26 protein-coding genes are annotated in these 22970 nt (G+C 60.5%); 2 read left to right on the top strand and 24 right to left on the bottom strand.

What is annotated here, in order from left to right; translation table 11 throughout:
* Positions 1 to 28 precede the first annotated feature (28 nt).
* The 3 genes from pdxH to I6L33_RS11220 form a co-directional block, all read right to left on the bottom strand.
* The gene (gene pdxH, locus I6L33_RS11230) at positions 29 to 667 is read right to left on the bottom strand and encodes a pyridoxamine 5'-phosphate oxidase (RefSeq protein WP_005298871.1); all 639 of its coding nucleotides are present in this window, start codon (positions 665 to 667) and stop codon (positions 29 to 31) included.
* 154 nt (positions 668 to 821) lie between these two features.
* Complete coding sequence (locus I6L33_RS11225) at positions 822 to 1151, bottom strand: hypothetical protein (RefSeq protein ID WP_216974063.1); 330 nt, start codon at positions 1149 to 1151, stop codon at positions 822 to 824.
* A complete protein-coding gene (locus I6L33_RS11220) occupies positions 1148 to 3127 on the bottom strand; it encodes a reprolysin-like metallopeptidase (protein WP_216974062.1) in 1980 nt (659 codons plus the stop codon). The genes I6L33_RS11225 and I6L33_RS11220 overlap by 4 nt, the downstream gene beginning before the upstream one ends.
* Before the next feature lie 210 nt (positions 3128 to 3337).
* On the opposite strand from I6L33_RS11220, the gene I6L33_RS11215 reads away from it, so the two are divergent.
* Complete coding sequence (locus I6L33_RS11215) at positions 3338 to 4549, top strand: RsmB/NOP family class I SAM-dependent RNA methyltransferase (RefSeq protein WP_019839609.1); 1212 nt, start codon at positions 3338 to 3340, stop codon at positions 4547 to 4549.
* Positions 4550 to 4615: 66 nt separating this feature from the next.
* Here the strand turns inward: I6L33_RS11215 and I6L33_RS11210 are convergent, their stop codons facing one another.
* Positions 4616 to 4960, bottom strand: coding sequence for a Grx4 family monothiol glutaredoxin (locus tag I6L33_RS11210; protein ID WP_005298863.1), 345 nt, complete (start codon positions 4958 to 4960; stop codon positions 4616 to 4618).
* 286 nt (positions 4961 to 5246) lie between these two features.
* Here I6L33_RS11210 and sodB point away from each other — a divergent pair, with 286 nt between their 5' ends.
* Positions 5247 to 5831 carry a superoxide dismutase [Fe] gene (gene sodB / locus I6L33_RS11205; RefSeq protein ID WP_005298860.1) on the top strand — a complete coding sequence of 195 codons (585 nt, stop codon included), beginning with the start codon at positions 5247 to 5249 and terminating at the stop codon, positions 5829 to 5831.
* Between the two features lie 125 nt (positions 5832 to 5956).
* On the opposite strand, the gene I6L33_RS11200 is transcribed toward sodB, so the two are convergent.
* The 20 genes from I6L33_RS11200 to cheY form a co-directional block, all read right to left on the bottom strand.
* Positions 5957 to 6769 carry a VacJ family lipoprotein gene (locus I6L33_RS11200; RefSeq protein ID WP_026141231.1) on the bottom strand — a complete coding sequence of 271 codons (813 nt, stop codon included), beginning with the start codon at positions 6767 to 6769 and terminating at the stop codon, positions 5957 to 5959.
* Between the two features lie 79 nt (positions 6770 to 6848).
* The gene (gene ccmI, locus I6L33_RS11195) at positions 6849 to 8123 is read right to left on the bottom strand and encodes a c-type cytochrome biogenesis protein CcmI (protein WP_216974061.1); all 1275 of its coding nucleotides are present in this window, start codon (positions 8121 to 8123) and stop codon (positions 6849 to 6851) included.
* Positions 8120 to 8599 (bottom strand): cytochrome c-type biogenesis protein, encoded by a 480-nt coding sequence (locus I6L33_RS11190; RefSeq protein ID WP_005298856.1) that lies wholly within the window; start codon positions 8597 to 8599, stop codon positions 8120 to 8122. Before I6L33_RS11190 ends, ccmI begins: the two co-directional genes overlap by 4 nt.
* Before the next feature lie 11 nt (positions 8600 to 8610).
* Positions 8611 to 9141, bottom strand: a complete 531-nt coding sequence (locus I6L33_RS11185; protein ID WP_005298853.1) for a DsbE family thiol:disulfide interchange protein — start codon at positions 9139 to 9141, stop codon at positions 8611 to 8613.
* The gene (locus tag I6L33_RS11180; RefSeq protein ID WP_010634606.1) at positions 9138 to 11093 is read right to left on the bottom strand and encodes a heme lyase CcmF/NrfE family subunit; all 1956 of its coding nucleotides are present in this window, start codon (positions 11091 to 11093) and stop codon (positions 9138 to 9140) included. The genes I6L33_RS11185 and I6L33_RS11180 overlap by 4 nt, the downstream gene beginning before the upstream one ends.
* Complete coding sequence (gene ccmE, locus I6L33_RS11175; protein WP_216974060.1) at positions 11090 to 11581, bottom strand: cytochrome c maturation protein CcmE; 492 nt, start codon at positions 11579 to 11581, stop codon at positions 11090 to 11092. The genes I6L33_RS11180 and ccmE overlap by 4 nt, the downstream gene beginning before the upstream one ends.
* Positions 11578 to 11784 (bottom strand): heme exporter protein CcmD, encoded by a 207-nt coding sequence (ccmD, locus tag I6L33_RS11170; RefSeq protein ID WP_033114436.1) that lies wholly within the window; start codon positions 11782 to 11784, stop codon positions 11578 to 11580. Before ccmD ends, ccmE begins: the two co-directional genes overlap by 4 nt.
* Positions 11785 to 11786: 2 nt before the next feature.
* Positions 11787 to 12527 carry a heme ABC transporter permease gene (locus tag I6L33_RS11165; RefSeq protein ID WP_124242336.1) on the bottom strand — a complete coding sequence of 247 codons (741 nt, stop codon included), beginning with the start codon at positions 12525 to 12527 and terminating at the stop codon, positions 11787 to 11789.
* 168 nt (positions 12528 to 12695) lie between these two features.
* The gene (gene ccmB / locus I6L33_RS11160) at positions 12696 to 13364 is read right to left on the bottom strand and encodes a heme exporter protein CcmB (RefSeq protein ID WP_216974059.1); all 669 of its coding nucleotides are present in this window, start codon (positions 13362 to 13364) and stop codon (positions 12696 to 12698) included.
* 5 nt (positions 13365 to 13369) lie between these two features.
* Complete coding sequence (ccmA, locus tag I6L33_RS11155) at positions 13370 to 14005, bottom strand: cytochrome c biogenesis heme-transporting ATPase CcmA (RefSeq protein ID WP_216974058.1); 636 nt, start codon at positions 14003 to 14005, stop codon at positions 13370 to 13372.
* Positions 14006 to 14168: 163 nt separating this feature from the next.
* On the bottom strand, positions 14169 to 14555 hold the full coding sequence (locus I6L33_RS11150) for a DUF2802 domain-containing protein (RefSeq protein WP_010634610.1): 387 nt from the start codon (positions 14553 to 14555) through the stop codon (positions 14169 to 14171).
* Positions 14556 to 14573: 18 nt separating this feature from the next.
* Positions 14574 to 15062, bottom strand: coding sequence for a chemotaxis protein CheW (locus I6L33_RS11145; RefSeq protein WP_005298836.1), 489 nt, complete (start codon positions 15060 to 15062; stop codon positions 14574 to 14576).
* Positions 15063 to 15131: 69 nt separating this feature from the next.
* On the bottom strand, positions 15132 to 16001 hold the full coding sequence (locus I6L33_RS11140; protein ID WP_216974057.1) for a chemotaxis protein CheW: 870 nt from the start codon (positions 15999 to 16001) through the stop codon (positions 15132 to 15134).
* Positions 15998 to 16792 carry a ParA family protein gene (locus I6L33_RS11135; protein WP_005298826.1) on the bottom strand — a complete coding sequence of 265 codons (795 nt, stop codon included), beginning with the start codon at positions 16790 to 16792 and terminating at the stop codon, positions 15998 to 16000. Before I6L33_RS11135 ends, I6L33_RS11140 begins: the two co-directional genes overlap by 4 nt.
* A 4-nt stretch (positions 16793 to 16796) precedes the next feature.
* Positions 16797 to 17720, bottom strand: a complete 924-nt coding sequence (locus tag I6L33_RS11130; protein ID WP_201892267.1) for a flagellar motor protein MotB — start codon at positions 17718 to 17720, stop codon at positions 16797 to 16799.
* Between the two features lie 2 nt (positions 17721 to 17722).
* Entirely contained in the window at positions 17723 to 18460 is a 738-nt protein-coding gene (locus I6L33_RS11125; RefSeq protein WP_017788566.1) for a flagellar motor protein, read from the bottom strand.
* A 2-nt stretch (positions 18461 to 18462) separates the two neighbouring features.
* Positions 18463 to 19572: a chemotaxis response regulator protein-glutamate methylesterase gene (locus I6L33_RS11120; RefSeq protein ID WP_017766599.1), complete on the bottom strand. Its 1110-nt coding sequence runs from the start codon at positions 19570 to 19572 to the stop codon at positions 18463 to 18465.
* Between the two features lie 32 nt (positions 19573 to 19604).
* On the bottom strand, positions 19605 to 21797 hold the full coding sequence (locus tag I6L33_RS11115; protein WP_216974056.1) for a chemotaxis protein CheA: 2193 nt from the start codon (positions 21795 to 21797) through the stop codon (positions 19605 to 19607).
* A gap of 11 nt (positions 21798 to 21808) precedes the next feature.
* Positions 21809 to 22549, bottom strand: coding sequence for a protein phosphatase CheZ (locus tag I6L33_RS11110; protein ID WP_005298816.1), 741 nt, complete (start codon positions 22547 to 22549; stop codon positions 21809 to 21811).
* A 12-nt stretch (positions 22550 to 22561) separates the two neighbouring features.
* Positions 22562 to 22945, bottom strand: coding sequence for a chemotaxis response regulator CheY (gene cheY / locus I6L33_RS11105; RefSeq protein ID WP_010634617.1), 384 nt, complete (start codon positions 22943 to 22945; stop codon positions 22562 to 22564).
* Positions 22946 to 22970 lie beyond the last annotated feature (25 nt).

Genomic DNA, 22970 nt, shown 5'->3' with positions numbered 1-22970 from the left:
TGTCAGCAGCAGAAGACTAGCGGGGGGCTCAGGGCGCCAGCCGCTCGATGTGCCACCCTTCCCCTTCACGGGTGTAGTAGAAGCGGTCGTGCAGGCGATGCTCGCCCCCCTGCCAGAACTCGACCGTGTCGATGCGCACCCGGAAACCGCCCCAGAAGCTCGGCAACGGCACCTCGCCATTGGCAAACTTCTGCTTGAGCTCGAGGAACTTGGCCTCCAGCACGCCGCGCGCCGAGATGCGGGTCGACTGTTTGGAGACCCAGGCGGCGATCTGGCTGTCTTTGGGGCGGCTGTGGAAATACTTCATCACCTCGAAGGTGCTCATCTTCTCCACCCGGCCGGTCACGTGCACCTGTCTGTCCAGAGTGTGCCAAGGAAACAGCAGGCTGATGCGGGGGTTTCCCTCCAGCTGGTGTGCCTTGCGGCTGCCCATGTTGGTGTAGAACACCATGCCTTCGGCGTCGTAGTGCTTGAGCAGCACGGTGCGCTGCCAGGGCTGGCCGTCGGCATCCACTGTGCCCACCACCATGGCGGTGGGGTCGGTCAGCCTGGCTTCGCACGCCTGGGCCAGCCACTTCTCGAACAGGGCGAGGGGCTCGGCCGGCAGATCGGCCCTGTGCAGTCCACCCCGGGTGTATTCACGGCGCAGATCGGCTACATCCATCATCTTGATTTTCCTTCTCTCTTTGCCGCCCATGCGGCCATGCGTGCAGGCATTGTGCGACGAGCACGCCATGGGTACAAGCCTTGTGACCGGCAAATGGCGGCCGCAGAAAAGAGGGAGGCTCGCGCCTCCCCCTGTTGACCTTGACGGCCCTCTGTCACTGCCGATCCGTCGCCGGTAGTGGCGGGCAGTGCGCCAGCATGCGCCGGTTGTAGTCGGCCGCGTAGGCCGCCAGTTTGGCCTGGGCCTCCTGCTGGCCTGGCTTGATCACATCCCCCAGCCCCTCCAGATAGCGCACGCCGCAGCGGGCCTTGGCCGAAGCCTGCTCTGCCGGCGCTATGCCGGGCGCCACCTCGCCTCGCCCGGCCCGCACGATCAGCCGGTAATCCTGCTTGGCCAGGCTGGCGCTGACCGCCTGCTCCAGGGTATCGGCGTCAGCCTGACAGCCGCCGAGCAGGGACGCCAACACCAGCCAGGCCGCCCTCATCCGCGCCTCCGCTGCCAGCCCAGCAGGGCCAGCGCCAGGGTCCAGAGACCGAGGGCGCCACCACCGCCACCGCCCGAGCTGCCGCCGCTTTGGACGACCGGCAGCTTGGCCGGGCTGATGGCGAAGAAGATGTTGTCGCTGCAGGCCACCTTCAGACGGGCGTCGCTGGCCAGATCCGCCGGCAGGGTCACGGTAGCCGAGCCGCTGTTGGGCTGGCTGACCGCCAGGCTGCTCCAGCTGGTCCCCTCGTTCTGGGTCAGGAGCAGGTCCACCTTGCTGCAGCTGATCGGTGCCAGGTTGGTGCCGGCCACATCCCAGCTGACCGCCTGACTTGCCCCCGGCGTCAACGACACCCCAAGCGGCGCAGTCAGCCGGAAGGCGCTGCCGGTATTGACCACCTGTACCTTCATGTCGTCGCTGGCGACACCGCCCTTGCCGTCACGCACCGTCAGCCGGAAGTTGAGATCCCGGTTGGTGGTGGGCCAGGCCTCGCCCTTGGCGAGCGTGCCCGAGAGCAGGGAGGGCAGGCTCGGCAGGATCCGCTCCGGTGAGCTGGTGGGGGAGACAAAACGAAACAGCGGCCGGCTGCCGTCGTCCACCATGGTGGCCAGGCTGCTCGACTCAGTACCCAGATCGATCTGCTCCCAGGTGTAGGTCAGGGGATCACCGTCCAGATCGGCGCCGGCCCCCTTGAGCACGAACGGCGTGTTGGCCGGAATGATGCGGCTGGCCCCGGCTGCCGCCTGGGGCGCGTTGTTGACAAGATCGATGGAGGTGCCGCAGGTCGGCACGGTCGCCATGTGTGCCCGCATCTGCTCGATGGACTTGCTGTGGAAATAGGGGTCGCTGTGGGGCTGGATGTTCTCCTCCCCACAGATGCCCGCATAGGCCATGATGGAGGTGCCGCTGCCCGGCTCCCAGGCCTGCTCTGGCGTCCGGTTGTCGCCGCCACAGCTGTTGGTGGTGCCATTGAAGGTGTGATCGGCGCCGAACTGGTGGCCAATCTCGTGGGCCACATAGTCGATAAAGAAGGCATCCCCCACCGGGGTGGCGGAACCTGTCATGCCGGCCGACTTGTCAGCCATACAGAGCACGCCGAGGCCGGCCAGACCGCCGCCTCCGGTATTGACCACATGGCCAATGTCGAACGGTCCCAGCGGCGTGCTGGGCAGGGTCTGGGCATTGGCCTGCACCACGCTGTTGATATCGACGTCGGCGTCACTATTGGTGAAGGGATCGCTGCCCGGATCGGTAAAGATGATGTTGTCGTTGCCACTGGCCAACTGGAATTCGGCCCCCACGTCGCGCTGGTACACCTCGTTGACCCGGTTGAGCAGGGTGGCGATGGCCGCGGTGGCCAGCACCTTGGAGCCGCCATGGAACTGGGTGTACTCCCCCGCCGCCGAGATGGCGATGACGTAGCGCTTGCGCACGTTGCCATCCACCTGCACCTTGTGCGCCAACGCCTTGCTGGCATCGCTGCCGATCACCTTGTCCGCTTCCTCCGCCAACCTGCTGTAGGCGTCTTGCTGGTAATAGACGGCATACCCCTCGGCATTGCTGAGGGGATCGACGAACACCGTCTTGCCCTGATGGGTGAACATGGCGTGGAAACCCAGCGGCCCCAGATCAAAGCGCCCCGTCTCTACCGGCGCCGCCGGATTGTGACCCTTGAAGGTCTTGATTTCGGGGAATTTGGCAGCCTGATCGGCCGGCAGCAGATCATAGGCCTGCAGGGTGAAGGTCACTTCTCCCCCGTCGGGCAGCGGCAGGGTCAGCGAACCCGCCCCGGCTTGCAGTCCGGCAAAATAATCGATGGGCACCTTGGCCACCCGAAACTGGTTGGCCCGCACTTCATAACCGTCGGCGGCGGTGGCGCGCGCCGCGACCGTGTCCCACTCTTTGGCCGCAAGGCCGCCCGAACTCATCAAGCTGGCAACCACCAGCGCCAAAGGAGAAAATTTCATCAACTGCATCTTTTTAGTCCTTTTAAAATGCACTCACCTGAACTGCAACCGGCATCATTCGCCTGCTGGTCCGATTAGTCCAGCAGCATCCACCCTATCTTCCCCGAATGGGGAGTGTTGCACCAACCCTGTCTAGCCCCTATCATTGCGCGGATTTATCAGTTTTTGAGCCGCGTCACCATGGCGACGGTTCGTCTTTTTCTGACCAAGGTTAATCTCATGCTCAAATCCCCACTGTTGCCCCGTCTCGGGGACCTGGTCGTTGCCATTGTTGACGATGTGCTGGGCCAGGGTCTCACCCTGGATCGCGCCTATGCCCGTCACTTCTCCGGCATCGAACTCAAACCGCAAGAACAGGCAAGGATTGCCCTGGTCACCGGCGATCTGCTGCGTCGCCTCAGCCTCTACTGCGCCCTGACCGGTATTCAGGTCCGCCAGGCCGAGAAGCACGTCTGGCCGCTGCTGCACAGCTGGCATGCTTTCCACAAGATAGCTCAACCCAACCACCCGACCCTGGATCGCTTCAATGAAGAGGCGTTTCGTCGCCGCCTGACCGAAGCCAAGAAAAACCCGGTGCTGATGGATGGCTGCCCGACCTGGCTGGAAAAGCTCGGCAGCGAGCAGCTGGGCGATGCCTGGCCGGCCGAGCGTGCCGCCCTGACCGCCATGCCCAAACGTTACCTTCGGGTCAACACCCTCAAGTGCACCCGTGACGAGCTGCAGGCGGCGCTGGCCAAAGAGCAGGTCACCACTGTACCGGTGGAAGGGGTCGAGAGCGCCCTGGAAGTGACCTCGGATGCCGCCCTGTTTCGCACCAACGCCTTTGCTGACGGCTGGTTCGAGCAGCAGGATGCCGGCTCCCAGCACATCGCGGCGGCGCTGGACGTAGCCCCCGGCATGCGGGTGATCGACGCCTGTGCCGGTGCCGGCGGCAAGACCCTGCATCTGGCCGCCATGATGAAGGGCAAGGGCCGCCTGCTGGCGATGGACGTGGAAGAGTGGAAGCTCGAAAACCTCAAGCAGCGCGCCCGCCGCGCCGGTGCCCACAACGTGGAGACCCGGGTCATCACCAGCAGCAAGACCGTCAAGCGCCTCAAAGAGAGCGCGGATCGCCTGCTGCTGGACGTGCCCTGCTCCGGCCTTGGCGTACTCAAGCGCAATCCGGATGCCAAGTGGCGCGACACCGCGGAGCGGCTGCCGGTGCTGGTAGCCCTGCAGGAAGAGATCCTGCAGCGCTACAGCCAGATGGTGAAGGTGGGCGGCATGCTGGTCTACGCCACCTGCTCCATCCTGCCCGAGGAGAACCGCCAGCAGGTGGACAAATTCCTCGCCGCCAACGACAACTTCCGCCTGCTCGGTGATCACACCGTGAGCCCGGCGGCCACCGGTTTCGACGGTTTCTATCTGGCGCGCATCGAACGCATCGCCTGATACCTGCTTGCAGCATAAGAAAAGGGGAGCCGATGGCTCCCCTTTTTGCATGATGCGATGGCGGCCTTATTCGGCGGCAACGTCATCCTGCTTGTGTTTGGCGGCAGTTTCCTTGATCAGGGTCTGCAGTTCGCCAGCCTGGAACATCTCGATCATGATGTCGCAGCCGCCGACCAGCTCGCCCTCGACCCACAGCTGCGGGAAGGTGGGCCAGTTGGCAAACTTCGGCAACTCGGCGCGGATGTCCGGGTTTTGCAGGATGTCGACGTAAGCAAACGGCTCGCCACAGGACATCAGGGCCTGGGAGGCCTGGGCAGAGAAACCGCAGCTGGGTAGCTTGGGGGAGCCCTTCATGTACAGAATGATGGGGTTTTCAGCCAGCTGCTGTTTGATCTTTTCAATAGTTTCCATAGGTGCCTCACTAGAGCGATTTCGGCGGCCATTCTACTGCAATCCGGGCAGACCACAAACTGGCAAACCGCTGCAACAGCAAGAAGTGACGAATCAATACGCCGCAGCTTGATCCGGATCATGGCGAGAATCAAGAGTTGTTAGGCCATCTTTGATGCTGGTACAATCGATGGGCTTTGGGCCAACTGGCCCCATCACTTCAAGAACAATTCTTTTCAAAATAGAAAAGAGTACGCAATGTCTTGCAACCGTCGCCTTCGCACGGCCAGCCAATGGAGAGTAGAAAATGGCATTCGAACTTCCCGCTCTGCCCTATGCAATCAATGCTCTGGAACCGCACATCTCCCAGGAAACTCTGGAATACCACCACGGCAAGCACCACAACACCTACGTGGTCAACCTGAACAACCTGGTGCCGGGTACCGAGTTTGAAGGCAAGTCTCTGGAAGAGATCATCAAGACCTCCACTGGTGGCATCTTCAACAACGCCGCCCAGATCTGGAACCACACCTTCTACTGGCACTGCCTCTCCCCGAACGGCGGTGGCGAGCCCACTGGCGCCCTGGCCGATGCCATCACCAAGGCGTTCGGCTCCTTCGCCGAGTTCAAGGATGCGTTCACCAAGTCTGCCATCGGCAACTTCGGCTCCAGCTGGACCTGGCTGGTGAAGAAGGCTGACGGCTCCCTGGCCATCGTCAACACCTCCAACGCCGGTTGCCCGCTGACCGAAGCCGGTACCACCCCGCTGCTGACCGTCGACCTGTGGGAGCACGCCTACTACATCGACTTCCGCAACCTGCGTCCGAAGTACATGGAAACCTTCTGGGCCCTGGTCAACTGGGAATTCGTGGCCAAGAACCTGGCTGCCTGATAGCGCCACACTCTTGCCAAAACGCCCCGCTCTTGCGGGGCGTTTTTTTATGGGCGCGAGGGCAGCCAGCGCAGCAAAAAGGCGCCCGCAGGCGCCTTTGTCATTCGAGCCGGGATGCACAGGCATCACTGGTCAATCTCGTCCAGATAGTCATCCAGATTGCTGTCGTCTTGCTTCTCCTGCTGCTCTTGCTTGAGCTCGCTCTGACGGCCAGTCACCTTGTTCTGGTTGTACTGCAGATAGAAGTCCTTGGTCAGGGCGTAAGGATCGAGCGCGTTGTCGATGATCCGCTCCTGATCGATCAGCTTGGAACGGGTACCCAGACCATTCAGCGCCCAGTGCACCGCTTTCAGCGGGAAAGTCAGCAGCGAGTAGGGGAAGTAGAGCACGTCTATGGTATCCCCCACTATCTCGCGGGTGGTGGTGGGACCATAAACGGGCACCATGACGTAGGCCCCCTCGCCTATGTCCATGCGCCCGAGCACGGTAGAGAGCTCCAGCTTGTTGCGCTCGAGGCCCGCATGCTTGGCCACGTCGAAGATCCCCAGCAGACCCACAGTGGTGTTGAGGGTGAAGCGGCCCAGGTTGGTACCCGCCCCCTTCAAGTCGCCGGTCAGCAGGTGGTTGACCATGCTGCTCGGTTCGTTGAAGTTCTCCACCAGATTCTCGATGCCATCCTTCATTCCCTGCGGAACGTATCGGGCGTAGCCGTGCACCACGGGGCGAGCCACGTAGGGCTCAAGCACATCGTAGTTGACGGCCCACATGGCCCGGTTGGCACCCTGAAACGGGTCACGGCTGTCACTGGCCGTGCTGGTCGCTTCGGGCCGGCTCGGCGTCTCCTTGAGGTCAAGGCTCTCGGGGCCCGGCTTGGGCGGGCCGCCAGCACAGCCACCCAGCAACAAGGCCACCGTCAATGCCCCTACACGCACATGCATATGGAAGTCCTAGCTTTTTATTGTGATTAATCTGAATTATAGGCAGCCCGGCCCCATCGAGGGCCGGGCCAGAGGCGTATTAGAGGGCGTGATCGATGCGGATGTCAATCGGCGCTGAAGGAATTGAGCCGGTGGCGACCGGGACCGAGGCCCCTTCGAACGCCCCTTCCTTGTTCATGACGTTTCCGCCACGGGAGAGGCGCGCCTTGAACTGCAGCTCGGGATAGGCGGCCAGCTTGTTACCCTCCATCATGGCATCGCCGTCACCCAGCGACAGCGTCAGCGGGAAGTGCGGGCCTGGGATACGCTTGACCGCGATGGGCATGGGCGGCCCGTTGGGGATCACCGCAAACACGAACAGATGGGCATCTTCCGGCAGCGCAATGCCATCGGCCAACGTCACCTTGAGCGGGAACTCGCCGGCCTTCACTTCCAGCACCTGGGCGGAGGCGGTGCCCTGTCCGCTCGCCTCTGCCGGCACGACCGCACTGGCCATGCCGCGTTTCTTCAACTGCTGCTCGGCATAGTCGATGGAGCGCTCCACCATGGTGTAGCGGGTCGAGCCCTTCTCCATCAGCGGCAGCATCTCGCGCCAGCGTTGCAGGGCGGTCTTGAAGTCCTCTTTTTGCAGGGCCATGAAGGCGTAGACGGAGCGCGCCTCTATATTGGCCGGATCCTGGGCGATGGCTCCCCGCAGCAGCTGATCGGCCTGCGCGTCATCCCCTGTCATCATCAGCGCCTGGGCATAGGGCACCGCCACCATCCCCTTCTGCGGTGCCAGAGCGTAGGCCCGTTCCAGCGCCTCGCGGGCCATATCGGGATCATTGCCATCCAGCGACAGTCGGCCCAGCAGCAGCCAGCCGCGGTAATCGTTCGGTTCCTCTTTCAGGCGGGTGCGCAGGGCCAGGGTGAAGTCCAGCAGATCCTGCTCGGTGACCTCGGCATTGCGCTCCACCAGGATGCGGTTGCTGAGCTCGCCCAACCGGCTGCTGGCGTCCTGCCAGCGGCTGACCTCCTGCCAGGCGCCCAGCTTGTAGTAGAGCCCCAGGCTCACCACCAGCAGCACCAGCACACCCGGGATCCAGATCAGACTCTTGCCGCCGCGAGCGGTCTGCTCCACGTCGGGGATGTCGTCCAGCAGGCTGCGCTGCAACTCGATCAGGGTGTCCTGCTCTTCCGCCAGCACCCCCTGTTCGCGCTCTTCGCCGATCTCCAGCAGACGCTGACGATAGAGCTGTTTGTTGAGGGCCGAGCGGCTGATGCTCTGGCGGCCCTCTCCCCGCCACAGGGGCAACACCAGTGCCAGGCTCACCAGCGCCAGCAGGGCCGCGATCACTATCCAAAATGCGGTCATTGTTTCTCTTCCTCTTTGAGCAGGGCAGCCAGACGACGCTGCTCCTCCGCGCTCAGGGCGCTATCCGCCGGCGTAGCTGCCGCGGGACGACGGCGACTGCGCACCACCACCAGGACTATGCCCACCACGATCACCAGCAGGGGCCCCAGCCAGAGGATCAGGGTGGAGGCCATCAGCGGCGGATTGTACAGGATGAAGTTGCCGTAGCGGGCCACCATGTAGTCCACCACCTCCTGCTTCTCCTTGCCCTCGCGCACCATCTGGTAGGTCTTGTCACGCAGGTCCTTGGCCAGGCCCGCATTGGAGTCGGCGATGTCCTGGTTCTGGCACTTGGGGCAGCGCAGCTCCTTGGTCAGTTCACGAAAGGTCTGCTCCTGGGCGTCGTTGTCGAAGGTGTAGACATCGATGGCGGCCAGCGCCTGACCTGCCCCGCCCAGTCCCGCCAGCAGCAGCAGGGATGCAATCAAGATTCTCATCGGGTTCTCCCTCACTTCATGGCGTCATAGATGGGTTTGAGGGTCGATGCCCACACCTCGGGGTTGACGTCACCCACGTGGCGATAGCGGATGATGCCCTGACTGTCGATGAAGAAGGTCTCCGGCGCGCCGTAAACCCCCAGATCCAGCCCCAGCATGCCGTCGGGATCATACAGATTGATCTGATAGGGATTGCCGAGCTCCGCCAGCCAGTTGATGGCCTTGGCCCGCTCATCCTTGTAGTTCATGCCGACGATGTAGATCCCCTGCCCCGCCAGTTGCTTGAGGTAGGTGTGCTCCCCGTAGCAGGTCGGGCACCAGGTGGCCCAGACGTTGAGCAGCATGGGGCGTCCCTTGAGGATGCTCCTGTCATGCTGCTTATTGAGGTCATAGATATCCTGCAGGGTGAACACGGGCACTTCCTTGCCCACCATCACGGACTCGAGCTTGGTGGGATCGGAGTAGAGCCCCTTGAACAGAAACACGGCCCCCAGCAGAAAGACGATGAAGGGGATCAGAAACAACCAGGTCTTCTTGCTCATGCCTTGGCCTCCTCTTCACGACGACCGAAACGATAGCGCTTGTCCAGCATCGCCAGCACGCCGCCAATGGCCATGAAGACGCCGCCGAACCAGATCCAGCGCACGAAGGGTTTGTAGTAGATCCGCACCGCCCAGGCGCCGTTGTCGAGCTGCTCGCCAAGGGCCGCATAGAGGTCACGGGTAAAGCCGGCATCGATGGCCGCCTCGGTCATCGGCATCCGGGTCACCTTGTACATGCGTTTCTCCGGCTTGAGCAAAGCCACCTGCTTGCCATCCTTGTGCACTTCCAGCACGCCCTTGAAGCCATCGTAGTTGGGGCCGTTCTTCTCCTTGATACCGGTGAAGACGAACTCATAATCGGCAAAATGGACCCGATCGCCGGCCTGCATGCGCAAGTCCTTCTCGATGCTGTAGTTCTGGGTGCAGGCGATGCCGATGATGCTCACCGCGAGACCCACGTGGCCCAGGATCATGGCCCAGTGGCTATTGCCAAGGCGCCGTACACCGACGGCAAAGCTGTGTTTGTGGGTGGCGCGCGCCCAGGTTTCCTGCACGCTGGTCACGATGATCCAGGCGCCAAGCCCGATACCGAGCGCGGCCCAGGGCTTGAACTCCTCGGCCAGCAGCAGCGGCAGCAGGATGGCGGCGGCCAGGCTCAGCAGGAGCGCCAGGACCACCTTGCCCTTGAGCTCGCCCAGATCCTGACGACGCCAGCGAAACAGCGGGCCGACCCCCAGCAACAGGGCAAAGGGGATAATCAGCCAGCTGTAGATGTGGTTGAAGAAGGGAGTGCCGATGGAGATGCTGCCCAGCCCCAGCTCCTTGTGCACCAGCGGCAGCAAAGTGCCGAGCAGCACGGTCAGCAGGCCCGCCACCAGCATGATGTTGTTGCCAAGCAGCAGGGTCTCGCGGCTCCACAACTCGTGCTTGCCATGGCTTCTCACCTGGGAGCCCTTGAAGGCGAACAGCAGCAAGGATGAACCGATTACCGCCAACAGGAAGCCCAGAATGAACAGGCCGCGAGTCGGGTCGGAGGCAAACGCATGCACCGAGACCAGCACACCGGAGCGCACCAGGAAGGTACCGAGCAGGCTCAGGGAGAAGGCCGAGAGCGCCAGTAGCACGGTCCAGGCCTTGAAGGTGGCGCGTTTTTCACTGACTGCCAGCGAGTGCAGCAGGGCGGTGCCGGCCAGCCAGGGCATGAAGGAGGCGTTTTCCACCGGATCCCAGAACCACCAGCCGCCCCAGCCGAGCTCGTAATAGGCCCACCAGGAGCCCAGCACGATACCCAGAGTGAGGAAGACCCAGGCGGCCATGGTCCAGGGACGGGACCAACGCGCCCAGGTGGCATCGAGCCGGCCGGTCATCAGGGAGGCGATGGCGAAGGCAAAGGCCACCGAGAAGCCCACATAGCCCATGTAGAGCATGGGCGGGTGGAAGATGAGACCCGGGTCCTGCAGCAGCGGGTTGAGATCGCGTCCATCCACCGGGAAATAGGGCAAGGTGCGGGTGAAGGGGTCGGAGGTAAACAGCACGAAGGCGGTGAAACCAACCGAGATGAGGCCGAGCACCCCGAGCACCCGCGCCACCGCGTCGAGCGGCAGGCGGCGGCTGAACATGGCGACCGCCGCGGTCCAGCCACCCAGCGTCAGCACCCACAGCAGCAGGGAGCCCTCATGAGCCCCCCATACCGCGGAGATGCGATAGGCCAACGGCAGCAGGCTGTTGGAGTTGGTGGCCACGTACTGCACGGTGAAGTCGTTGTCGATGAAGGCCCAGGTGAGGCAGAGGAACGACAGCAACAGCAGCAGAAACTGGGCATAGGCCAGCGGGCGGGCCGCCGACATCATGCCAAGGCGCCCCCATTTGGCCCCGAGCAGCGGATAGCTGCCCAGCAGCAGGGCGGTGGCAAATGCCAGGATCAGCGAGAACTGTCCTAATTCCGGGATCATTGCTTGCTCCCCTTCAACTGCGCGTCGGTGTATTCCGGCTTGAAGTGCATGCCGTTGGTGGCATCGGCCACTTCCGGCGGCATGTAGTTCTCATCGTGCTTGGCCAGCACCTCGAAGGCGGCGACCGTGGTGGCATCCTTGAGGGTGCCCTGGGCGACGATGCCCTGCCCTTCGCGGAACAGATCCGGCAGGATGCCGTCAAACTCGACGGTCACCAGATGCCCGCCATTGTCCACCAGTTTGAAGGCCACCTTGAGACTCTGGGGATCCCGCTGCACCGAGCCAGGTACCACCAGACCCCCGATGCGCAGGCGCTGCCCCTCTTCCGGCTTGATCTTGTCCGGTCCCTTGCCCTCCACCAGCTCGCTCGGCGTGTAGAAGAGATCGATGTTCTGACTCAGGGCATAGAGCACCAGCCCACACACGGTCGCGAGCCCCAGAGTGATGGCCAGGATAATGGTGAGGCGTTTTTTACGTCTCGGATTCATAGGGTGTTCTCCATCTGCTGGGCCGCCTTGCGACGAGCCTCGCGTGCCTGCTTGCTGCGCAATTCGCCCAGCAGGCTGCGGGTTTTCATACGGGTGGAAATGACGATACCGATGAGGCAGACCAGCGTCAGGCCAAAGGAGAGCCAGACATAGAAGGCGTATCCGCCCATCGCCAGGAAGTCACTGAAAGAGGCAAAGTGCATGCTTACTTCTCCTGCTCGGCTATCTCTTTGACCCAGGGGCGGTGCCACTCCCGCATCAAGAGCTCGTTTTTAAAACGCATCAGGGTCACAGCACCGAGGAAAGTGGCAAACGCCAGGATCATAACGAGCAGCGGCCATAACATGTCGGAAGAGATGGAGGGCTTGGCAAACTTGGTGATGGTGGCGCCCTGATGCAGGGTGTTCCACCACTCCACTGAGTAGTGAATGATGGGCAGGTTGATCACCCCGACCAGCGCCAGAATACCGGCCGCACGACCAGCCAGCACCTTGTCGCTAAAGGCGTTGTAGAGGGCGATGACGCCGAGGTAGAGGAACAACAAAATCAGCTCGGAGGTGAGACGGGCATCCCAGACCCACCAGGTTCCCCACATGGGCTTGCCCCAGGCCGCACCGGTAAAAAGAGCGATAAAGGTAAAGATGGCACCGACCGGAGCAATGGCTGCTACCGTCATGTCAGCCATCCGCAGCTGCCATACCAGTCCGATAAACGCAGCAATCGCCATGGTGGAGTAAGCGCCCATGGAGAGGATGGCAGCAGGGACGTGGATATAGATGATCCGGAAGGAGTCACCCTGCTGATAATCTGCGGGGGCAAAGGCTAGCCCCCAGACAGAACCGATGATGAACGAAAGCAGACTAATCACCGCAAACCAGGGCAGCAGGGTACCAGCCAACTGATAGGCCCGCTCCGGTTTGGCATAAGGGTGCAACCATTTCCACATAGCTCACAAAACCTTTTTGTTATTAATCATTTGGCGAGGCCTACCATACCGACCACAGGGCTGCATCAAATACCCCGAAAGCAATAAGCGGCGCTCTCCTTGATCCATCGCAACTTAATTTTTCCAACATTGCCCCATACGAGGCTTATTACTCTTGCACCGACACCATCAGTTGAGGCTGACTCGCAAAGCCGCCGACACCGCCAGCGGGGTCAACGTCAATGCCCCCACCAGCATGGCTGCCAGAATGGCAAGCTGGCCACCGTAAGGCAGCCCCATCCCGGCCGCATCGATTGCCGAGGTCGCAAAAATCAGCACCGGGATATATAGCGGCAGGATCAGCAGACTGAGCAACACTCCCCCTTTGCGCAGACCCACGGTGAGGGCCACCCCGATCGCCCCGAGCAGGCTCAACACAGGTGTGCCCAGCGCCAGGGTGGCGACCACAGCCAGATAGGTGTTCATGTCCAGCGACAGCAGGATGGCGAGCAGCGGGGAGATAAGCAACAGCGGCAGGCCGGTCAGCAACCAGTGAGCGATCACTTTGGCCAGCGCTAGCAAGCCCAGCGGATGGGGCACCAACATCATCTGCTCCAGCGCGCCATCGCCGAAGTCGTCGCGAAACAGCCGCTCCAGGGAGAGCATGGCCGCCAGCAGGGCCGCCACCCAGATGATGCCGGGGGCAATGCGGGCCAGCAGCTTGGGCTCGGGGCCAATCCCCAGCGGAAACAGGGTGATGACGATGAGGAAAAACCAGAGCGGGTTGAGGATGTCGGAGCGCTGGCGCAGGGCCATCAGCAGCTCACGGTGGATCAGGTGCATTACGGCGCGCAACATCAGAACTACTCCTGCAGCAAGGGCGTGAGAGAGAGGGTCTTCAGCCGTCCCTGCATCAGGGTCATGTCCTGATGGGTGGTGAGGATCACCATGCCCCCCCGCTCGGCATGGGTCAGGAACAGCCGCTCCAGCACCTTCACCCCCTGCTTGTCGATGGCGGTGAACGGCTCGTCCAGGATCCAGAGTGCCGGCTGGTCACTCAGCCACAGACGGGCCAACGCGACGCGGCGCTGCTGACCGGCGGAGAGCTGACCGGTGAGGTTGTCTTCAAAGCCGGCCAGACCGACCTGGGCCAGCACCCGCCACAGGTCCACGCTGGTATCGGCCGCATGGTGCAGTTTCTGGTAGAAGGCGAGGTTTTCGAGCGGTGTCAGGGCAGCCTTGACACCTGGCTGATGACCGAGATAGAGCAGATTGGCGTGATATTCGTCGCGGCAATGGCGAATATTCTCGCCATTCCAGCACACTTCACCGGCAAAAGGCTGAGACAGGCCAGTCAGCAAGCGCAGCAGGCTGGTCTTGCCCACGCCGTTGGGACCTTCAATTTGCACCAGATCACCGGGAGCCACCGCAAAGGAGAGATGTTCAAACAGAGTGCGATCTTCACGCACGCAGCTCAGGTTGTGAATTTGAAGCAGCATGAGGATGTAATCAGTGAAAAGAAGCGGCCTGCATATTAACACAGTATCGGGAAGCGTCTTTTCAAAGATGCCAATTATCAGCAGGATTTGTGGGGGAGATCCCGCCTTGGAGAGCCACAAAGCGGGGCGGGAAAATCAGGAAGGCAGATGCCTTCCCGATCGATCATGAGCGGCCTTTTCGCAATGAAATCAACAATTCAGCCTCGGCCTTTGGCAATTCACACTCGTTCATGACCTCATCGAGGTCGGCACCGAGCTCCACCATTTTGGCGGCCCGGCTGTACAGGCGGCGTTCCGGATCCTGCAGGGTCAGCTCCTGCTGGCGGTCATTGACCTGTTGCATGGCCCCTTCGACGGATTGCAGACGCTGGCCCATGCCGATGGCTCCGGTATGCAGCTCCATCATCTGCTTGCGCAGACTCTCGAGCTGACCCTGCAGCAGCTCCACCCTGGCCTCGGACTCTCGCTGGCCACGTCGGCTGCCTAACACCCCGTACAGGGCCAGCGCCAACGCCAGCAAGGACACCCCCAAGGCGGCAATTTCAATCATCAACACATCATCTTCCTATCAGAGGGAACCGATATCTTCCCACTCTTCATCGGAGAGCAGCTTGTTCAGATCGACCAGGATCAGCAGTTGGCCATCGCGATTGCTGACCCCCTGAATGAACTTGGCGCTCTCTTCGGTACCCACGGCCGGGGCCGCATCGATCTCGGACGAACGCAGATAGACCACCTCGGCCACGCTGTCGACCATGATGCCGATCACCTGCTTCTCCGCCTCGATGATGACGATGCGCGAGTTTTCACTCACATCGCCAGAAGGCAGACCGAAGCGGGAACGGGTGTCGATGACGGTCACCACGTTGCCGCGCAGGTTGATGATGCCCAGCACGTATTCGGGGGCACCCGGCACAGGGGCGATCTCGGTGTAGCGCAGCACCTCCTGCACCTGCATCACGTTGATGCCATAGGTTTCATTTTCCAGCTGGAAGGTGACCCATTGCAGCACTTCGTCTTCGGCCAGATTCTGTGCAATATTGCGCTTTTCTGTCATGTTTTTATTCCTTTTATGAAAACGTCTACTGGTAAAACTAGCAATAAAACAGCCCGAGTGCAGAAGTTATCAGCGACCTTCTATGTTGACCCCACGCTCCAGCAACAGGAGCAATTCCTTCACGTGCAGCAGGGCACACATCTTCTCCTTGACCATGCCCGCCAGCCAGGGACGTTTGCCCTCCTGATGGCGCCATTTGACCTGATCACGGTGCAATAACTCGGTTCCCTTCAGATGATGGCAGGCCAGTCCCCAGGGGGATTCACCCAACATGATCAGATACTTGTAGTCATCTATTTCCAGATGCTGGCCCGGCATGACCCACTGCGCCGTGTCCACCACGTTCATCTTCTGCTCGCGGGACGTCATGATCCCCTTGTACCAGCCGGGCTGGCCAAAGAGGGATGACACCTCCCCCAGCTGATGAATACCGCCAAGCTCGGTCAACGGCACGGCAAAGGTGACGCCGGCCACTTCAAAGAACAGGGCCTGAAACTCCTTGCCGGTATCGATGTTTTCCCAGGTGGAGGGGGCAACCTCCTCCTGTGGCGCCAGCGCCACCTCGGTCTCCGTCACCACCAGAGTCGCGGGATCCGCCGTCACCGGCTCAGGCATCTCCTCGGGCCAGACCGGCTCAACCGGCAGCAAGGCATCTTCGGCCTCGATCTGCAGCGGTTCAGTGACCACCTCTTCATGGCTCAGGGCATCGATTTCATATTGTACCTGACCGACCTGGGCCAGCAGTTCACTCAACTGTTCCAGCCGCTGATCCGCCTCCAGATAGGGCTGCGCCACTTTCTCGGCAACCGGCTGGGGCTTGCGTTGCAGCTGGATGACGGGAGCGGAGTCAGGCTCGTCGGCATCCAGCAGCAGAGCATCCTCCAGCAGCAGGGAGTGGAAGTAGTCATCCATGGCCCGGACTTGGGTGGTATCTCTCATGATGTCACCTCATGAGCACGCTGGCGCTCTTGCGCATCAAGATAGTTGAGCAGCGTCTCATAGGCGTAGGTACCGCGGCTGCTCGGCGAATAGATGGAGGGGGGAATGTGAAGCAAACTGGCATCCCGAAACTTGGTATCTATGGGTATGACGGCATTCCAGACCGCGCTCCCGTGCTGCTCCTTGATGGACTGCAGGGTCATCAGCGAGGCGCGGGTTCGCTTGTCAAACATGGTGGGAATGACGGTATAGCGGAACTTCTCCCGCTTGGAGCGCTGCATGATCTCGAAAGTCTTCATCATCCGCTCCAACCCCTTGAGCGCTAGGAACTCGGTCTGCACCGGCACCAAGATCCGGTCACAGGCCGCCAGCGCATTCACCATCATGACCCCCAGCACGGGCGGGCAGTCGATCAGCACATAGTCGTATTGATCCTGGATGCGCAGCAGTGCCCGCTTGAGCACCAGCCCCATCCCTTCCCGATTGCCCATCACCCGATCCAGCGTGGCCAGGGTAATGGAAGCGGGCAGCAGGTGGATGTTCTCAAACTTGGTACGCAGCGTCAGTTTATTGACGAGCTCCGCCGTGGGCTTGACCGCCTGGAACAGCTCATAGAGGGTGCCATCCAGCCGATCGGAGTCAAAGTCGAGATATGAGGTCAGGGAAGCATGAGGGTCGGTGTCGATCAACAGCACCCGCTGACCACGCTGAGCCAGAATACCGGCCAACGAGACCACCGTGGTGGTTTTACCGACCCCACCTTTTTGGTTGGCAACCGTCCAAACAATCACTGTATCAATCCTGCCTCGTTGTTATGCGTATGCCACCACCTGGCAGCGAGATCACCTTGACCTCTCCTGCCTCGACTGCCTGCTGAACTGCCGGGACCGGCTCCTCCGTCACTGGCTTAACGGGAGGAACCGGGGTCGGAGGTGGTACCCAGGCGAACTTGGAAATAGCGACCACCACCTTGCGATTCTGTAAACGCCCCTGCTCAGTACTGTTGTCCGAGAAGGGAGAGAACTCCCCGTACGCCTCGTAGGCTAGTCGCTGCGGAGCTATCCCCTTGGCAATGAGGGCGGTGAGCACGGCCTCCGCCCTTGCTGCCGACAACGTCCAGTTGGAGCGAAAAATTTCATTATTTATCTGCTGGTTATCCGTGTAACCTCGCACTCTCACATAGTTATCGACCGGTTTCAGGATACTTGAAAGAGTATTGAGTACCGGATCTGCATTGGAGCTCATAAACGCGCTGCCACTGCCAAACAGCAGGCCGGAACTCAGCTCCACCGTCAGCCAGTTGTCATCCTGCGTCAACTTGACAACCCCGGCATCCACCAGAGACCCCATGTTCTCCTGCAGTTGCGAATCTATCTTCGCAAGAGTCATACCATCTTGCAGAATGGGAACACCAGAAATAGGAGCCTGCGAGGGTGAACGGGCCTTGGCACTCTCCAGCACAGAGGTTGCGGCGGACACTTCATTGTTCAGCAGCGACTTGCCCTGCCCCTCCAGCAAGCCATCGCTGCGGGGCTGCATCACATTGAATGCCTGGGTCATGCCGTCGATGACGGCGCGATACTTGTCCTTGTTGACCAGTGCCACCGAGTAAAGCACCACGAACAGGGCGAAGATCAGCGTCATGTAGTCGGCGTAGGAAACCAGCCAGCGGTCGAGGTGTTCCCGACCTTGCAGATGCAAACGATAGCGCTTGCGCATGGCTACTCTCCCTTCAGATAAGCCTTCAACCGCCGTTCAACCTGGGGGCCATTCTCGCCATGGGCGATGGCCATCAGGCCTTCCAGCGTCATCTCCTGAAACAGGGCGTAATGATAGTGAAAAGCACGCAGACGATTGGCGATCGGCAAGTAGAGCAGGTTGGCAAAGCCGACCCCGTAAATGGTGGCAACGAAGGCGACGGCAATGCCGGTACCGAGAGCGGCAGGCTCCTCCAGATGAAACATCGCCTGGATCAGCCCGATGACGGCACCTATGATGCCGATGGTCGGACTGTACCCCCCCATGGCCTCGAAGACCCTGGCTGAGTGCTCGTTGCGCTCCTGCTCGATATCGATATCCGCTTCCAGCAACATACGAATGTCGTCTACCGAAACCCCGTCCACTATCATGGTGAGGCCATGACGGGTAAATTCGTCACTCTCCTGCTCGGCCTGATTCTCCAGCGCCAGCAACCCTTGCTGGCGTGCAAAGATAGCCCAGGATTGCAATCTCTCGGCCTGAGCGACCAGATCCCAGTCCGGCGGCAGCACCATCCAGCGGGTCTGCCTGAGCGCTTCCAGCAGGAACTTGCGCGGCGTCTGCAAAATGACCGCCCCCCAGGTTCCCCCCACCACGATGACAAACGCGGGTCCATCGAGCAGGGTCAACAGGTTGCCGCCATGCCACAATTGGGCAATGGCAATGGCTCCCAGTGCCAGGATCAGGCCAAACATGCCCATCGTTAGCGGCCCAGCTCAACCAGGATACGTTGTGCGACCCGATCCAGTGGCAGCGATTCAGTGGCAATACCGGCTTTGGCAACCGCCTGTGGCATGCCATAAACCACGCAGGACGCTTCATCCTGCGCCCAGATGGTGGAGCCCTGCTCCTTGAGCAGACGCGCGCCATCCCGACCGTCCGCTCCCATCCCGGTCAACACGATAGCAAGCACCTTATCGGCATAGGTCTTGGCGGCAGAGGCGAAGGTAATGTCGACACACGGCTTGTAGTTGACCTTGTCATTACCATCGACGATGCGGATGCGGGCACCGGCACCACGGCCTTCCAGCAGCATCTGTTTGCCACCGGGGGCCAGGTAGGCGTGACCGGGCTTGAGCACATCCCCATCTTCCGCTTCCTTGACACCTATCTGGCACAAGCCATTGAGACGTGCGGCAAAGGCCGCGGTGAAGGTCGCCGGCATGTGCTGGATAAGCAGGATCGGATGCGGGAAATCGCCGGGCAGCTTGGTCAACACATTCTGCAGGGCGACCGGGCCGCCGGTAGAAGTACCAATGGCCACCAGCTGATAACTCTTGCCGCTGCGCTTGAATGCGGCCACCGGAGCAGCACGCTGCGGCTCTGCCTGACGTTCTGCCGGACGTGGCGCATTCAGAGGTGTCCTGGCCACAGGCTCGGGCGCCTTCGGGCGTGCCGGCGCAGACATCAGGAAGCGCTTGCGTGAAATCTCCTTGACCCGCTGCTGCAGCAAACGGACGGCTTCATCCTTGTCACGGGCAATGTCTTCGAATTTCTTGGGCAGAAAGTCGAGCGCCCCTGCATCGAGCGCATCGAGCGTGGCTTTGGCCCCTTCATGGGTCAAAGAAGAGAACATCAGGATCGGCGTGGGGCACTTGGCCATGATCTCACGCACGGCACTGATGCCATCCATCACCGGCATCTCTATGTCCATGGTGATCACGTCAGGACGCAACTGCTGTGCCTTTTCTACCGCTTCCCGCCCATTTTGGGCCGTGTCGATGACCGTCAGCATGGGATCCTGAGTGATGATCTCGCTGACCCGACGACGGAAGAAGCTTGAATCGTCGACAACTAATACCTTGATTGCCATTGTTATTCTTCTAACTCCTTGAGCCTGGGGTATCAATGTCTACGGGCGTACGCCTTGAGCAGACTCGGCACATCCAGAATGAGCGCAATACCGCCATCGCTAGTGATGGTCGCCCCAGCCATGCCGGGAGTCCCCTGCAGCAGGCTGTCCAGCGGCTTGATCACCACCTCTTCCTGGCCAATCAGATTGTCCACGACAAAACCGATCTGCTGGGTACCAATCTGGACAATCACCACGTGGCCCGTGTCCTGACGCGATTTTCGGTTTTTGCCTCTGACCAGCCAGTTGTGCAGATAGAACAATGGGATGGCCTTCTCGCGCACTATGATGGTGAGCTGTCCATCCACCATGTTGGCCTTTTTCAGATCCAGATGGAAAATCTCGTTCACACAGCCCAGCGGTAGCGCGAACGTCTGCTCGCCCACTTCCACCATCAGGGTCGGCAGGATCGCCAGGGTCAGCGGCACCTTGATCTCGAGACGGGTGCCCTTGCCCCAGGTCGAATCGATATGCACCGAGCCATTCAGGCTGACGATGCTGGTCTTCACCACATCCATCCCGACGCCACGGCCGGAGATATCGGAGATCTCTGACTTGGTCGAGAAGCCGGGAGCAAAGATCAGGTTGTAGGCATCGTTATCGCTCATGCGTGCCGCAGTATCGGCATCCAGCACACCGCGGCTGATGGCGATGGACTTGAGCTTCTCGGGATCCATCCCAGCACCATCATCCTCGATGCAGAGCAGGATATGATCGCCCTGCTGGGACGCGCTCAGGGTAATGGTACCTTGCCGTGGCTTGCCCGCCTTCTCGCGAACATCCGGCATCTCGACACCGTGGTCGCAAGAGTTGCGCACTAGGTGAACCAACGGGTCAGCAAGGGCCTCCACCAGGTTCTTGTCGAGATCGGTCTCTTCACCGACCATTACCAGCTCGATCTCTTTCTTGAGGGTACGGGCCAGATCCCGAACCACCCGTGGAAAGCGACCAAATACTTTCTTGATAGGCTGCATGCGGGTCTTCATCACCGCGCCTTGCAGATCCGCCGTCACCACATCAAGGTTGGCAACGGCTTTTGACATGTCTTCATCGTTGCTGGCAATGCCGAGGCTCACCAGACGGTTTCGTACCAGCACCAGCTCACCCACCATGTTCATGATGACGTCCAGCGTCTTGGTATCCACCCGTACCGTAGTGTCGCTTTGCACCGCACTGTCGGCGGACGCTGACGCAGCCTGCTTGGATGACGCCGGTGCAGGAGCCGGTTTTGCCGCTGCCGGCGCAGCGGCGGGCTTGGCCGCAGCAGGCACAGGAGCTGGTTTGGCTGCCGGCGCCGGAGTAACCGGTGCTGCCGGCGCTGGAGTCTGGGGCGCCGCCGGGGCTGACATGCTGCTCTGCGGACTCTGACCGCGACCGTGCAGTTCATCCAGCAGGCGTTCGAACTCATCGTCATCGATCAGCTCGTCCACCTCTTTTTGTACCGACTTCAGCGGGTTGACTTCGGGAGCACCACCGTGCTGACCCTGACCATGGAGCTGGTCAAGCAAGGCTTCAAATTCGTCATCCGTGATGTCGCCGGAACTCGGCGCGGCAGGGCTGGCCGCTGCGGTAGGTGCGCCACCGACGCCATGCAACTCGTCAAGCAGGCGTTCAAACTCATCGGCCGAGATCTCATCGATGGAACCACCACCGCTGACCACGGAGGCCTCCTGCGCGGGTTCCGGCACGGCCGCAGGCTCCGGCTCGGCAATCACAGCCACCTCTTCAGCCACGGGAGCGGCAGCCTCCACCGGAGCACTGCTGCCTGCAGAGGCAGTCAACAGCTGCTCTTCCCCTTCGGGTTTGCAGAGCTCGTGCAGATCATGAAGGATTTCGGCGGACGCAGGGCTAGGCGGTTCGCGATTCTGCACCTGGGCGAACATCACATTGATGGCATCCAGGGCCTGCAGGATCACGTCCATCAACTCGGCGGTTACGGTCCGCTTGCCGTTGCGCAAGATGTCGAACACGTTCTCGGCACCGTGGCAGACGTCAACCAGTTCGGTCAGCGAGAGAAAACCGGCGCCGCCCTTGACGGTATGGAAGCCGCGAAATATGGCATTCAACAGATTCTTGTCATCGGGTCGCTTTTCCAAGTCGACCAGTTGTTCAGACAACTGTTCCAATATTTCGGATGCTTCGACCAAAAAGTCTTGCAGTATGTCTTCATCAACTTCGAAGGCCATGCGTCACTCCATTAAAATCCCAGGCTAGACAGCAGATCGTCCACATCATCCTGACCATTGACCACATCGGAACGAGTCTCAGGGTTCATGATGGGGCCTTCGGCTTCAATCCCGCTTACAGGAAGGCTGCGAGAAGAATGCTCGGCAGATGCCTCACCAAACATAGTCAGCATTTCTATTAATTTAGTTTCAACTTCCTGGACCAACTTGATGACCTTGCGGATCATTTGGCCGGTCAAATCCTGAAAATCTTGCGCCATCAGGATTTCTGTCAGCAGTTGCCGTAATTTATCGGCATCAGATTCAGAAGCCTTAATAAAATCATCCAGTTGGTGACACAAAGACTTGAATTGCCCAACACTCATGTCTCTGCTCATCAGGGCATTCCAGTTGGGCAGAACGAGTTGAATGTTGTCATTTAACCGATCGGCAATGGGCAGACTGGCTTCCACCGCATCCATGGTGCGATTGGCAGCCTTGTCCGTCATGTCGATGACATAGCTGAGGCGCTCCCGCGCATCGGGAATTTCATGGGTGGCCAGATCGGGGATCCTGGGATCCAGCCGAAAATCTTGTAGGGAATCATGCAGTTGTCGGGTCAACTGACCCACTTTGTCAAACAGGGCCGCCGCATTGGGTGCACACGCATCGGCGATGAGAGTGTCGGCCTGTTCGAATTCACCTTGCTCAAGATGGGCAACAAGCATCCTTGCCTGATCGAGCGAAATCATTGCACTCGTTTTGGCCTTCATCCCTGCTGCTCCTTAGCCGATTCGTTCAAAGATTTTGTCGAGTTTCTCTTTGAGCGTTGCAGCAGTGAAAGGCTTGACGATATAACCATTGACGCCTGCCTGAGCGGCTTCAATGATCTGCTCGCGCTTGGCTTCGGCAGTCACCATCAGTACCGGCAGGTGTTTGAGCTTGTCATCGACGCGAATAGCCTTGAGCAAGTCGATGCCTTGCATGCCAGGCATGTTCCAGTCAGTCACGACAAATTGAAAATCGCCATTTTTCAACATTGGCAAGGCCGTGTTGCCATCGTCTGCTTCGTGGGTGTTGTTGAATCCCAGGTCACGCAGCAAGTTCTTGATAATCCGGCGCATCGTTGAAAAATCGTCAACAATGAGGATTTTCATGTTCTTGTCCAAAATTCCCTCCTAAATAGCCGCCAGA

It is taken from the genome of Aeromonas sp. FDAARGOS 1403, assembly GCF_019047325.1.
Taxonomy (GTDB): domain Bacteria; phylum Pseudomonadota; class Gammaproteobacteria; order Enterobacterales; family Aeromonadaceae; genus Aeromonas; species Aeromonas dhakensis.
The sequence above is the reverse complement of the archived record's forward strand: the minus strand, read 5'-3'. Positions and strand labels throughout refer to the sequence as shown.

Excerpts from the sequence above, each read along its gene's own strand:
- ccmB (WP_216974059.1), bottom strand. The coding sequence starts at position 13,364 with ATGTTGCGCGCCGTAATGCACCTGATCCACCGTGAGCTGCTGATGGCC.
- I6L33_RS11180 (WP_010634606.1), bottom strand. The coding sequence starts at position 11,093 with ATGATCCCGGAATTAGGACAGTTCTCGCTGATCCTGGCATTTGCCACC.
- I6L33_RS11120 (WP_017766599.1), bottom strand. The coding sequence starts at position 19,572 with ATGGCAATCAAGGTATTAGTTGTCGACGATTCAAGCTTCTTCCGTCGT.
- I6L33_RS11185 (WP_005298853.1), bottom strand. The coding sequence starts at position 9,141 with ATGAGCAAGAAGACCTGGTTGTTTCTGATCCCCTTCATCGTCTTTCTG.
- sodB (WP_005298860.1), top strand. The coding sequence starts at position 5,247 with ATGGCATTCGAACTTCCCGCTCTGCCCTATGCAATCAATGCTCTGGAA.
- I6L33_RS11165 (WP_124242336.1), bottom strand. The coding sequence starts at position 12,527 with ATGTGGAAATGGTTGCACCCTTATGCCAAACCGGAGCGGGCCTATCAG.
- I6L33_RS11200 (WP_026141231.1), bottom strand. The coding sequence starts at position 6,769 with ATGCATGTGCGTGTAGGGGCATTGACGGTGGCCTTGTTGCTGGGTGGC.
- I6L33_RS11130 (WP_201892267.1), bottom strand. The coding sequence starts at position 17,720 with ATGCGCAAGCGCTATCGTTTGCATCTGCAAGGTCGGGAACACCTCGAC.
- ccmI (WP_216974061.1), bottom strand. The coding sequence starts at position 8,123 with ATGACCGCATTTTGGATAGTGATCGCGGCCCTGCTGGCGCTGGTGAGC.
- ccmD (WP_033114436.1), bottom strand. The coding sequence starts at position 11,784 with ATGCACTTTGCCTCTTTCAGTGACTTCCTGGCGATGGGCGGATACGCC.
- I6L33_RS11210 (WP_005298863.1), bottom strand. The coding sequence starts at position 4,960 with ATGGAAACTATTGAAAAGATCAAACAGCAGCTGGCTGAAAACCCCATC.
- I6L33_RS11110 (WP_005298816.1), bottom strand. The coding sequence starts at position 22,549 with ATGAAGGCCAAAACGAGTGCAATGATTTCGCTCGATCAGGCAAGGATG.
- ccmA (WP_216974058.1), bottom strand. The coding sequence starts at position 14,005 with ATGCTGCTTCAAATTCACAACCTGAGCTGCGTGCGTGAAGATCGCACT.
- ccmE (WP_216974060.1), bottom strand. The coding sequence starts at position 11,581 with ATGAATCCGAGACGTAAAAAACGCCTCACCATTATCCTGGCCATCACT.
- I6L33_RS11225 (WP_216974063.1), bottom strand. The coding sequence starts at position 1,151 with ATGAGGGCGGCCTGGCTGGTGTTGGCGTCCCTGCTCGGCGGCTGTCAG.
- I6L33_RS11215 (WP_019839609.1), top strand. The coding sequence starts at position 3,338 with ATGCTCAAATCCCCACTGTTGCCCCGTCTCGGGGACCTGGTCGTTGCC.
- I6L33_RS11150 (WP_010634610.1), bottom strand. The coding sequence starts at position 14,555 with ATGATTGAAATTGCCGCCTTGGGGGTGTCCTTGCTGGCGTTGGCGCTG.
- I6L33_RS11145 (WP_005298836.1), bottom strand. The coding sequence starts at position 15,062 with ATGACAGAAAAGCGCAATATTGCACAGAATCTGGCCGAAGACGAAGTG.
- I6L33_RS11125 (WP_017788566.1), bottom strand. The coding sequence starts at position 18,460 with ATGGGCATGTTTGGCCTGATCCTGGCACTGGGAGCCATTGCCATTGCC.
- I6L33_RS11190 (WP_005298856.1), bottom strand. The coding sequence starts at position 8,599 with ATGAGAATCTTGATTGCATCCCTGCTGCTGCTGGCGGGACTGGGCGGG.
- I6L33_RS11220 (WP_216974062.1), bottom strand. The coding sequence starts at position 3,127 with ATGCAGTTGATGAAATTTTCTCCTTTGGCGCTGGTGGTTGCCAGCTTG.
- pdxH (WP_005298871.1), bottom strand. The coding sequence starts at position 667 with ATGATGGATGTAGCCGATCTGCGCCGTGAATACACCCGGGGTGGACTG.
- I6L33_RS11115 (WP_216974056.1), bottom strand. The coding sequence starts at position 21,797 with ATGGCCTTCGAAGTTGATGAAGACATACTGCAAGACTTTTTGGTCGAA.
- I6L33_RS11140 (WP_216974057.1), bottom strand. The coding sequence starts at position 16,001 with ATGAGAGATACCACCCAAGTCCGGGCCATGGATGACTACTTCCACTCC.